The organism is Streptomyces sp. RP5T (assembly GCF_003933965.1).
Lineage (GTDB): Bacteria > Actinomycetota > Actinomycetes > Streptomycetales > Streptomycetaceae > Streptomyces.
In genome coordinates this window covers 1-10,512 of sequence record NZ_RSAJ01000288.1, presented here as the reverse complement: position 1 = coordinate 10,512, position 10,512 = coordinate 1, and the positions used below count along the sequence as shown (strand labels likewise).

The 10,512-nt window shown below is 71.7% G+C and carries 11 protein-coding genes and 1 pseudogene; 4 read left to right on the top strand and 8 right to left on the bottom strand.

Annotated elements, in window-relative coordinates:
- Positions 1 to 66 precede the first annotated feature (66 nt).
- The 3 genes from tgmB to EHS43_RS26355 all read right to left on the bottom strand — a co-directional run bounded on the left by tgmB (position 67) and on the right by EHS43_RS26355 (position 1,698).
- Positions 67 to 1,041, bottom strand: coding sequence for an ATP-grasp ribosomal peptide maturase (gene tgmB, locus EHS43_RS26365; RefSeq protein WP_125193243.1), 975 nt, complete (start codon positions 1,039 to 1,041; stop codon positions 67 to 69).
- A 16-nt stretch (positions 1,042 to 1,057) separates the two neighbouring features.
- Positions 1,058 to 1,249, bottom strand: coding sequence for a putative ATP-grasp-modified RiPP (gene tgmA / locus EHS43_RS26360; protein WP_031037338.1), 192 nt, complete (start codon positions 1,247 to 1,249; stop codon positions 1,058 to 1,060).
- A 131-nt stretch (positions 1,250 to 1,380) separates the two neighbouring features.
- Positions 1,381 to 1,698: a YkvA family protein gene (locus tag EHS43_RS26355; protein ID WP_125193242.1), complete on the bottom strand. Its 318-nt coding sequence runs from the start codon at positions 1,696 to 1,698 to the stop codon at positions 1,381 to 1,383.
- A gap of 212 nt (positions 1,699 to 1,910) precedes the next feature.
- Between EHS43_RS26355 and EHS43_RS26350 the strand changes: the two genes are divergently transcribed.
- Positions 1,911 to 2,930 carry a hypothetical protein gene (locus EHS43_RS26350; protein ID WP_185806417.1) on the top strand — a complete coding sequence of 340 codons (1,020 nt, stop codon included), beginning with the start codon at positions 1,911 to 1,913 and terminating at the stop codon, positions 2,928 to 2,930.
- A 19-nt stretch (positions 2,931 to 2,949) separates the two neighbouring features.
- Here the strand turns inward: EHS43_RS26350 and EHS43_RS26345 are convergent.
- Positions 2,950 to 3,923, bottom strand: a pseudogene (locus EHS43_RS26345) (xanthine dehydrogenase family protein molybdopterin-binding subunit); the annotation flags it as partial.
- Between EHS43_RS26345 and EHS43_RS26340 the strand changes: the two are divergent.
- A complete protein-coding gene (locus tag EHS43_RS26340; protein ID WP_260470723.1) occupies positions 3,889 to 4,335 on the top strand; it encodes a hypothetical protein in 447 nt (148 codons plus the stop codon). The pseudogene EHS43_RS26345 and the gene EHS43_RS26340 overlap by 35 nt on opposite strands.
- Here EHS43_RS26340 and EHS43_RS26335 read toward each other — a convergent pair.
- Positions 4,328 to 5,440 carry a hypothetical protein gene (locus EHS43_RS26335; protein WP_125193241.1) on the bottom strand — a complete coding sequence of 371 codons (1,113 nt, stop codon included), beginning with the start codon at positions 5,438 to 5,440 and terminating at the stop codon, positions 4,328 to 4,330. The genes EHS43_RS26340 and EHS43_RS26335 overlap by 8 nt on opposite strands.
- 351 nt (positions 5,441 to 5,791) lie before the next feature.
- On the opposite strand from EHS43_RS26335, the gene EHS43_RS26330 reads away from it, so the two are divergent.
- Together EHS43_RS26330 and EHS43_RS26325 are read left to right on the top strand one after the other, a co-directional pair.
- Positions 5,792 to 6,160: a PadR family transcriptional regulator gene (locus tag EHS43_RS26330; protein WP_125193244.1), complete on the top strand. Its 369-nt coding sequence runs from the start codon at positions 5,792 to 5,794 to the stop codon at positions 6,158 to 6,160.
- Positions 6,157 to 7,161, top strand: coding sequence for a hypothetical protein (locus tag EHS43_RS26325; protein ID WP_125193240.1), 1,005 nt, complete (start codon positions 6,157 to 6,159; stop codon positions 7,159 to 7,161). Before EHS43_RS26330 ends, EHS43_RS26325 begins: the two co-directional genes overlap by 4 nt.
- Here the strand turns inward: EHS43_RS26325 and EHS43_RS26320 are convergent.
- From EHS43_RS26320 to EHS43_RS26310, 3 genes are all read right to left on the bottom strand, one after another.
- Entirely contained in the window at positions 7,145 to 7,639 is a 495-nt protein-coding gene (locus EHS43_RS26320) for a lamin tail domain-containing protein (RefSeq protein ID WP_125193239.1), read from the bottom strand. The two genes, EHS43_RS26325 and EHS43_RS26320, sit on opposite strands and share 17 nt — an antisense overlap.
- Before the next feature lie 79 nt (positions 7,640 to 7,718).
- Entirely contained in the window at positions 7,719 to 9,095 is a 1,377-nt protein-coding gene (locus EHS43_RS26315; RefSeq protein ID WP_125193238.1) for a glycoside hydrolase family 43 protein, read from the bottom strand.
- Positions 9,096 to 9,265: 170 nt separating this feature from the next.
- Positions 9,266 to 10,512 (bottom strand): jacalin-like lectin (locus EHS43_RS26310; protein WP_125193237.1); only part of this gene is annotated, 1,247 nt, incomplete at its 5' end.

Below are 10,512 nucleotides of genomic sequence, written 5' to 3'. Positions count from 1 at the left end.
GGCCAGGGATGGGTGCCCGCCCTGCCGCCGGCCGCTCCTCGGCCCTACTGATCCACTGAACAGACCTCAGGACACCGCGGTGTTCGCGCCGTCGGTGCGGGAGCGCGGGTCCGGACCGGGCCGGGACAGCCATTCGGCGATGGTGCGCGCGATCGGCTGGCCCGTCTCCACCTCCACGAAACCGAACTGCCCCGACTGGTTGCACTCCAGGAACCACCAGGTCCCGTCCCCGTCCTCGGCGAAGTCGAACGCCCCGTAGGCCAGTTCGGCCGCCGTGAGATAGTCGCGGACGCCCGCGGCCACCCGTCGTGGGACCTCGACGGGCTCCCAGGAGGAGGTGGGCGGGGCGAACCTGACGTCCACCTCGTCGTCGGCGCCGGAGACCTTGCGGGCGGCCAGCATCGTCTCGCCCACCACGGTCAGGCGTATGTCGGCCCGTTTGGCCACCCGCCGCTGCAGCAGCGTCGGACCGAACGCGACGGCCGCGAAATCGGCGTCCGGCGCGACCCGGCTGGTCGGCACCGCCCGAGGCGGATCCTGCGGGTGCGCCCCCGACACCGGCTTGACCACCAGGTCCGGGTAGCGCTCGGCGAACTCGCGGGCGGCCTGCGGGAACGTCGTCACGATCGTGGCCGGGACGGGCAGACCGCAGCGCTGGGCGAGCCGCAGCTGCCACGGCTTGTGGCGGGCCCGCAGCGCCGCGTCGGGGTGGTTCATCCACCGGGCGTCACTGCCCCGGAGCATGCCGTACAGCGCCTGGGCGGACTCCTCGCTCAGCCACGCGGAGGGCACTGCCGCCCGCGCCGCGGGGGTGCCGGGCCGGCGGACCCAGATCGAGCGCAGCCCGGAGAGGCCCACCAGACGGCCGCCGACCGACAGATGGCCGCGGAAGGAACCGTGCACGTACTCCCCGGACAGTGCGACACCGTCGGTCAGGTCGGCCGGGTCGAGCCTGACCACCGGTACCCCCGTGGCGTTGAGGTGCAGGACGACCATGTCGGCCGTCACGTCCTCTTCGCAGGTAAGAATCAACACGGTCATCGAACGTCGGCCGTGTTCAGTCGTCGAAGTGAGTCTTGGAGCCCGCCGTGCTCGTGGTGGTCCCCAGCTCCCTCATCAGCGCGTGGTCGCGGGCCGCGACCCGGCCGTCCATGAGCACGTTCAACTGCAGCCCGGAGTCGTAGACGTACGGAGTGGTCGCCTCCAACGTCGCTGCCGGACGTGCGTAGTTGAGCGCGAACGGTTGCATCGTCTCTCCCTCGCCGGTACTGCCTCTCGCAGACGGCCTCTCCCCACGACGCCGTCAGGTCAGCCGATTTCCTTCGGCTTCCAGAGACTTATACGAATCGAACGAGTGATTGGTTTCCTTACGCTGCGTAATCAGCGTCGGCGGGCCGTCTCCTTTCCGGGCCCGTCGAGTCGCAGTGCCGCCCGGTCGGCGGGGGAGCCGCGCAGGGTGCGCAGGGCGAGCAGCAGGACACCGATGTCATCGAGGTACACCGGATCCGGCACCAGGTCGGTCGGCAGGACGAAGTACAACAGGGCACCCCAGAAGACCCACCGGGGCCCGGTGGGAAGTCCCGCCCGCCGCAGACCGCGCCGGGTCCGCACGAGCCGTACCAGCAGCCCCACGGCCACCGCCAGAGCCAGCGCCGCGAGCACCGCGGCGGCGACGATCAGTGCTGTGGTCGAATCCACGGGCCGACCTCCTCCTCCGGGCGCCGAACGGCCCGCTCCCTGACGGATTCCCGCATCCGGCTCCCCTATGGCTCCCGGCGGGCCGCACTCACACCCGTGGCTCATCCGAGTGGCACGCCGTCGTGTCCCCGCTTACGAATGGGTCATCTCAATGTCGCGGTCGCACGACGGGGGCGCGTGGGAGCGACCGCACTCTTTGTCTGGAGCACAGCATGACCACCGGCCCGACAGCAGCCCGTCCGAACGAAGCAGCCATACCGGTGGAGAGGGCGTACGGGGATCCCGTCGGCGACCTGGTGCGTGCCGCCGTGGCCGACCGCCCCCTGGAGGACGTCGTCCACCTGATCACCCTGCTGGAACAGTCGCCCGAGTACGCGCAGGCCACCGTCGCGGCCCTCCGTGCCGTCGGCGTGGACCGGTCCGTGGAGGACGTCACCCGGCTCGTCTCCCTGCTCACCCGGCCGCCGCGGGACGCGGACAGCGCCGACGAGGCGATCCGGGCCGCCGCCGAGTCCCGCCCCGTCGAGGACGTGACCCGCCTGGTGGCCCTGCTGAACCGCTCGGAACTGCGGCCGCACTGCGGACAGGAGGCGGTTCGGGCGGCCGCCACCGGCAGGCCCGTCGAGGAACTCGTCGAGCTCATCGGACGGCTGGCGACGGAAGAGCCGCCGCAACCGCCGGGCGGGGCCCACGAGTCGTACAACACCCAGGGGCGGCCGGCACCGGCACCGCAGACGCCGGGCGTGTTCCCGGCCCCGCCGCCGCACCCGCCCGCGTCGGGACGGACCCGGAGGGCACCTGCCTGGCCGGGCAGGATCGCCGCCCTGGCACTGCTGGTCTGCGGTGTCCTGTGCTTCCCGGCACACCGGTACGGAGTGTCCGCGCAGGAGTACGGCATCGCGCTCGGGGTGTCGCTCGCGTGCGTCCTGCTCGCCCTGCTGACCCTGCGGCCCGTCCTGCCGGTCCTGGCCCTCGCGGTGGTCGTGCCGGCCGCGGTGGCCGCGGGCCAGGCGCTCGCCGAGCGGTTCGGCCCGGCCGGGCTCGTCCGCGCCCTGGAGCTTTCGCCCGCACCGCACTGGCTCGTGGGGACGGCCGCCGTGTGCGCGTCGCTGGCGGCGCTGACCGCCCTCGTGGTGCATCTCGCGTCGGCACCGACGCCGGAACCCGCCCCGGCGGGGCCGCAGACCACGGACGCCGTCCGCGAGGAGGCCGAGGCGCGGGTGGCTCCCTAGCCGACGCGCGGGTGGCTACCTAGCCGACGCCGCCTCCCCGGAGGCCGCTCAGTACCCGGTCCGGTGTCAGGGGCAGTTCGCGCAGGCGTACGCCGGTGGCGTGGAAGACGGCGTTGCCGATCGCCGCCGCGGTGCCCACGATGCCGATCTCGCCGATGCCCTTGCTGCCCATGGGGTTGAGGCGGGTGTCGTCCTCGTCGATCCAGTGCGCCTCGATGTCGGGCACGTCGGCGTGCGTGGGCACGTGGTACGCGGCCAGATCGGATTCGGTGAAGTCGCCGAAAGCGGCGTCCATCATGCTGCCCTCGGTCAGTGCCATGCCGAGCCCCATGGTCATGCCGCCGACGAACTGGGAGCGCGCGGTACGGGCGTTGAGGATGTGCCCGGCCGCGTACACCCCCAGCAGCCGGCGGACCCGGGTCTCGCCGGTGATCGTGTCGACGGCGACCTCGGCGAAGTGGGCGCCGAAGGCGTGCCGGGCGTAGGGGCTGTCGGCGTCGGCCCGCCCGGCCGTGTCGGCGCGGACCTCGAACCCGGCCGCGGGCGGCGGGCCTTGGGCCAGACGTTCCGCGAGCCGGGCGCACGCCTCGTGCACCGCCCAGCCCCAGGACGCGGTGCCCGACGAGCCGCCGGCCAGCGACGCGGCGGGCAGTTCGCTGCTGCCCACCTCGGTGCGCACCCGGTCCACCGGCACGCCGAGCGCGTCGGCGGCGATCGGCGGTGCAGGGTGGGCGCGCGGTGTCCGACGACGGAGGGCAGGAAGCGGCGGGGGAGCGCCAGGGTGACCGGGCGTCCGGTGTGCCGGGCCGCCATGGCGGCGAGCACCACGTCCGGACGGGGCGTGCCCTTGGACCCGAAGCCGCCGCCGACGTGCTCCGCGCGGACGGTGACATGGTCCTCCGGGAGGCCGAACAGGCCGGCCAGGACGGCGCGTACGACCGAGGAGCCCTGGGCGGAGGTGCGCACCGTCAGCCGGCCGCCGTCCCACTCGGCGCCGCGCTGGAACCGGGTGAGCGCCGGCATGTTCCTCGACTTCCGGCAGCTGCGCGAGGTGTACCTGGAGACCGCCGCGGCCACCGCGAACGCCGCCGCGGACGCCCGCCCGGAGCTGCGGGTCTCCACCCAGGGGCAGGTGCTGACGGCCGGGAACCTGGTGCTCACCCTCGCCGTCGAGGCGACCGTCCACCACCTCGACCTCGTCACCGCGCTGCCGGGGGCCGCCGGACCGTCCCCGGCGGGCCTGGCCACGGTGCGGGCCACCCTGGGCGGCCTCCTGGGCCGGCCCGTCCCGCTCGACGGGAGCGACGAGCACTACCCCCGTGCCGCCACCGGGCGCACCCCGCTGACGGACGCCGAACGCCTCGCCCTCGGCGCGGACGCGGACCGCTTCCCGCTCTTCAGCTGATCTGCCGGTCCGAGTCCTCGTCGCGGGCCGCGGGCCGCAGACCGCCCTTCCAGCGCCCGAACGTCTTCGACAGCTGCTGCAAGGGCGAGGTGGCCTCCGGGTCCGCGCGGGGCTGCGGCGCCGGGGCGTTCTCGCGGTAGATCGCCAGCGCCTCGTTGGCCCGCTCGGCGGCCTCCCGGTACAGGTCCCGGGACTTCGTCATGGCCTCCAGCGCCTCGGCGTACATCGCCACGAGAGCGCGCTCGCGTTCGAGTTCCTCCTCCAGGGTCAGCAACTGCCACTGCTCCCGCAGTGCGGTCACCGCGGCCTCCCCGCCCTCGGGCAGCGGCTTGGGCATCGCGGCGTACCGCGTCACGGCCGCGATCAGCTCGGTGGGCTGCGAGCCGTCGAGGAACACACTGCGTACGGAGAAGTCCTGAGCGTCGTAGCCGGGCGGCACCGGCGTCCCGGGCAGTACCACGGCACCGCCGCGCGGCACCTCCACGCCGAACTCCTTGACGGCCCAGTTCAGGACCCGCAGCTGGTGCGGCTGCGCCCGGTGCTCGACCGCCCGGTGACGCAGGCTCGGCGGCAGCATGTCCGCCAGCGGGCGGCGGCCGCGCTGGTCGGTGGTCATGGCCTCGTGGACGACGACGTGCACCGCCCAGCTGCCGCGCACGGCCTGCCGGAGCACCCGCCGTACGTCCTTGTCCTCCTCGGGCAGCACGTTCAGGTCCCTGAGCCGCAGCCCCGTCGGGGCGTCACGGTCCCAGAAGGCGTCCCCGGCGTCCGGCCAGAACATGGTCGCGGGCGAGGGCCAGCGTAGATCCCACGGCTGCTCCGCCTCGGCCGCCAGCAACCACTCCTGTCCGCCGCTCGACACGGGGGACAGCGAGAGCCGGGCCCTGACGGTCACCTCGTCGGCGACCCGCCAGCGGGCCTCGAAGATCCGCTCCGGGGTGTCCCCGGTCTCGGACGGCTCCTGGAAGTCGTCGAGGGTCGCGCTCTCCTTCAGCCGCTCCAGGTTCCGGCTCAGGACGTCGGCGGCGTCGGATCCGAGATGGCGGCCGCGGGCCAGCCAGACGGTGGAAGGGGCCGTGGGGTCTGCCGTGGGAGTGCTTGACATGGGTCCATCTGTGAGAAGGAGTGGTGCGTGCCAGGGCCAAGTATCGTCGCCGCCGGCACGTGCGGACAGGCGGGGTCCGGCAGGCGGACACGTCCGGCGTGCGGCGCCCGCCGACACGGGACGCTCTTCGTGACCTGCCCCGCGCACACGGGGCGCACACGTTTCGCACAGAGCAGCCGGCTTTCACTCGTGCCCGGTTCTCGATCCGGCGCACCAGAATGACCTCTCGAACAGGGCCCGCCCGCCATCCGCATTGGGGCGGGCCCTGTTCGCCGTGCCCACCCGATCGTGCGTTTCGGCTCGCTGAATATATCGGGAGCCGATATATTCGTGTTCATGGCACCGAGGAACATGACACAGGCGGCGTTCTTCGTACTGACCGCCCTCGCCGACCAGCCGCGGCACGGCTACGGCATCCTGCGCGAGGTCGAGGAACTCTCCGAGGGAGCCGTGCAGATGCGCGTCGGGACCCTCTACGGCGTACTGGACCGGCTCGCCGCCGACGCGCTGATAGTGCTGGACCGCGAGGAGGTGCAGCAGGGCAGGCTCCGGCGCTACTACCGCCTCACCGACGAGGGGACGGCGGCCCTGGACGCGGAGGCGGAGCGGCTGGCCGCCGGCGCGAGCGCCGCGAAGAAGCGGATCGCCGAGGGGCGTCGCAGCCCCGGAATCACCGACGCGCCCGCCGCCGGGCCCGGACTCGCCGGAGGTATGGCATGACGACGCTGCTCGAAACCCGTTACCGCGCCGTCCTGCGCCTGCTGCCCGCCTACTACCGGCGCGAGCGCGAGGAGGAGATGGTCGAGACCTACCTCTGGGACGTCGACCAGGACACCCAGGAGCAGAGCCGGCCCACCCTCGGGGAGGTCGCGAGCATCCTCGCCCTGGCCGTGCGCAGCAGGCTCGGCGCACCCGCCGCCCCCCGCCGGTACGCCGTGCTCGGCTCGGCCGTCCGGCTCTTCGCGCTCTTCGCCGTCCTGCTCCAGGCCGCGTCCGCTCTGGTCGACCGGGTCCTCGGGCTGACCTGGGCGTCCACCCGTGGCGGGAGCCAGTGGGAGATGTTCACGGACGGCCTCACCGGCCACGGGGTGTGGTCCGGTGCCGAGGGGATCGCCCAGTGGTTCCTGCCGCTGCTGTGGACGGTCGCCTACTTCGCCCTGCTGCGTGACCGGCGCCGCCTCGCCCAGGTGTGCGCGCTCGTCGCGGCCGTCCCGACCCTGCTGCCGCTGGTCGACCTCTGGGCCCTCGACTTCGCCCCCTCGGACTCCGCGTACGTCGTCGCGGCCGCGGTGCTCGCCTGGTCGTCGGCGCTGGCGCTGTGCGCGGCCCATCACCGGGACGCGCCCCCGGCGGTTCTGCCCGCGGGCGCGCCCGGTCTGGTCTTCGCCGCCTGCTGTGTGCTGATGGGCGGCTCGGTGGTGGTCCTGCCCGGCGGGGTCGACACCGTCTGGGCCCTCGTCACGTGCTACCTGGCGGCGGCCCTGGCCTGGCTGCTGTACCGCCTGCGGGGCGACCGGCACGTCCCCGCCGGGGAGGCCGCCGCCCTCGCGGCCCTGGGGCTGCTGCTCCTGGTGGTCCGCGTCGCCGCGGTCTACCCGTGGCTCGACGTTCTGCCCGGGGTGCTGCGCGTGGGTGTCCTGACCCAGGCGGCGGCCCTGGTCGCCCTGACCGCCGCGCTGGCCGTCGTGAGCGGACGCGGCCTGCTCAGCCGTGGTACGTGATGTACCCGTTGCCGTCCCGGTCGTTGGTGCTCGCGGTGTACGCGTGGGTGTCGGCGTGCGCGCCCGAGGGCTTGTAGAGGTAGATCGTGTCCTTGTCGTTGTTCCAGAGGAAGTTGCAGTTGTTGCGGTAGACGACGTTGTTCGCGTCGGAGTCCGTGCCGCGGCCGCCGCGCAGCTTCACGTAGTCGCCGGGCTGGAGCGTGTGGTTCTTCGTGAACGTGAACTTGTTGGTGCTGGTGGAGTCCCTGACGACGTACCCCTTGAGGTTCACCGTCGCGGTCCGTGAGTAGTTCTTGATCGTCAGGTACTCCTCGTCGGTGTTGCCGGTCGAGCAGCTGTTGGAGTCCCGGCCCGGGGCGTCGTACTGGACGCCCTTGATCTTGAGTGCGGACGAATACTCGGCCGCGTGGGCCGGAATCGCGGTCAGTACCGTGAGCGCACCCGCGGCCGCGACGGCGGCTATGTGTCCTCTGCGCATGGAAAAGCCCCCCTGTGAAGGTCTCGTGAAGACCTGGAGCGTATACAACGCGGGGCGCCAAGGGGGCTTTTCGGTTGCATCAGTATCCGACTCGGAACGTGGCGTCCTGCTTCTCCGTCGTCGTGGAGACCGGGTCGATGCGCAGCGCGTAGTTGGAGTGGCGGATGTAGCGGGTCGGGTTGTTGTACGAGCGGAAGGAGGCCCAACTCGCGTCCGCGAGGCCCGCCGTGCGGTAGAAGGTCGCGTCACCGGCGAAGGTCGACGTGCCGTCGTTGACGTCGAGCCGGAGCGCGTAGTCGTAGTGCCGCAGGTAGCGGTCGGGATAGTTGACGGACCGGAAGGACACGCCGGAACTGTCGGCGAGACCCGGGACGAGGGTCCACAGGGAGTCCTTGTACGGCTCGATCGGGTACTCGTCGATGCGGCCGACGTAGTCGGAGTGGCGGATGTAACGGGCCGGGTAGTTGTAGGACTTAAGCCGGTTCCAGGCGGGCGCCCCCCACTTGGCGAGCAGGTTGTTGTACTCGGCGGTGGTGATCGTCGCGATGCCGCAGTGCTTGGAGTTGACCGGCTGGGTGTAGGTCCTCTGGTCCACGGCGGTCCAGGTGCCGGCGGCGAGGTTGCCGGACTGCCAGGCGTAGAAGACGCCGTTGGGCGTGTAGGTGTCGCCCCACAGGTACCAGGTGCCCGAGGCGAGGGACCTGACGAGTGTCGGTGCCTCGGTGCCGCCGTGGGCGACGGCGGTGCTGAACTCGGTGAAGCTGCCCGGGTTCAGGGAGGTGGACCTGGCGCCCACCAGGGTCCCGTTCTTCTTGAAGTAGAGGTAGTTGTAGCCGTTCACGCCGACGGCCATGTCGCCGTCGATGACGTCGTAGCCGGGGTCGAAGAAGACCTGCGGGGCCGAGGCGGTGACGAAGTCGCTGGTGTAGTTGACCATGATGACGTTGTGGCCGCTGGAGTTGACCGAGGAGTAGATGACGGCGTACTGGCCGCGGCCCGCGTCCCAGAAGGCCTCGGGTGCCCAGCTGTGGGTCGTCATGTCGTGCAGCTTCAGACGCCGGTAGCCGGTGAGGGTGCGCAGGTCGGTGGAGTCCCAGACGTGGATGTACTGGCTGTTGTAGTTCCAGTCGGTGCCCTTGAGGTCGGTGGCGAGGACGGCGAAGGTGCCGTCCTGCTTGCGGATGAGGAACGGGTCGCGCAGACCGAGGGCGCCGGCGGTGGGGGTGACCAGCGGGTTGTTCTGGTTCAGCGGCGTCCAGTTGAGCCCGTCGGGGCTCACGGCCAGGTGGAGGCCGTAGTCGGTGCCGTCGCCGAGGTTGGTCGACTCGGTGAAGTACACCATCGCGTACGCCGAGTCGGCGGCCTGCGCGCTGCCCGCGCCGAGCGTCAGGGCGAGCGGCACGGCGGCCGTCATGCCCAGCAGGCCGCGGCGGGACAGGTGGGGGTTTGCGCTCATCTTGCTCTCCAGGGTGGCGTGCGGGGGCACCTCAAGTGACCGGGATTTCGAACGCAGTTCGGCAAATCGATCAGAAGGTAGGCCCTGGGCATGAGCGCGTCAATCGCCCCGCCACTCTTTTGTGCTTCCTGTGTGCCCGGGGCGTCTGGGGGGCGCCCCGGGCGGGCGGGTCAGCGCTGGGTGTAGATGAAACCGATCTTGTCGACGGCGTCACCCGAGCGTCCGTGGAACCCTGCGATCTGCCGGCCGGACGGGGCGGTGCGGGTCACGCAGTCGGAGGTGGTGGTGCCGCCGGCGAGGGTGCGGCCGAGGCTGGTGGTGAACTTGGCGTAGAAGATCCGCGTGTGGCCGTTGTACTCGCCCTGGCAGAGCTGGGCCGTGGTCACGTACTCCCCGCTGCCCAGGGTCAGGGAGGACGCGGTGCCGCCCGTCCCGCCGTGGGCGAGGGTCGTGCCGTTCGCCAGGGTGAGGCTCATCTGGTCGACGCGGGAGCCGCTGCGCAGTCCGACGGTGGTCGCGCGGGCGCCGGCGGGGACGCCGGTGATGTCGTTGAAGTAGTCGCCGTGCGGACCGCCGAACTGGTCGCTGAGCTGGTAGGCGGAGTTGCGCGACCAGGTGAAGCCGACGGTGATCGGGTCGTGGTCCGAGAGCATCAGGTTGTCGCTGGTGAGGAACTTGGCGTGCTCGTTGTTGTACGAGGTGGCGTTGAGGGAGACGAGCGGGCTGCTGCGGTAGAGGACCTTGTCGACGACCTCGCAGGTGTTGGGGACGGTGGCGCCGCTCTGGTCGCAGACCAGGGCGTCGCTGCCCTTGGCGGGCGGGGTGCCGCCGCGGATGAGCTGGACCCAGGGGTCGGTGAGGCCGTTGGCGGCGGCGAACTCGGCGATGGTGTCGCCGGAGCGGGTGTAACGGGTGTTGGTGTCGCCCATGACCACGACGGCGTTGCCGGCGGAGTGGGTCTTGATGAACGCGGTGAGCTGGTTGAGGTTGTCCGCGCGTGAGGCGAGATCACCGTCGTTTGTGCCCGCGTTGGTGTGCACGTTGTAGAAGTCGACGTACACCCCCTCGGCGAGGCGTTCGCGCATGAAGGTGAAGCCCTTGGGGGTCAGGCAGTCGCCCGAGTCGATCTGGCAGGAGTTCCAGCGCACCCGCTCGAAGTCGTCCGTGTCGTAGGGGATCTTGGACAGCGTGTTCAGGCCGCTGCCGATGCCGGCGCCGCCGCTCGTGGGGGTGCGGTAGGCGTGGTTCGTGTCGGCCGCGTAGAGGTAGGCGTGGTAGTTGAAGTCCTCCTCCACGTGGACGATGTCGTACGGCGCGATGCGCTGGCCGATCGCCGTGGTGCTCGACTCGCGGGGCGTGGGCGCGCTGGAGATGGCCTCGGGCAGGCCGGCCACGTTGTAGCTGAGCACGCTGAAGC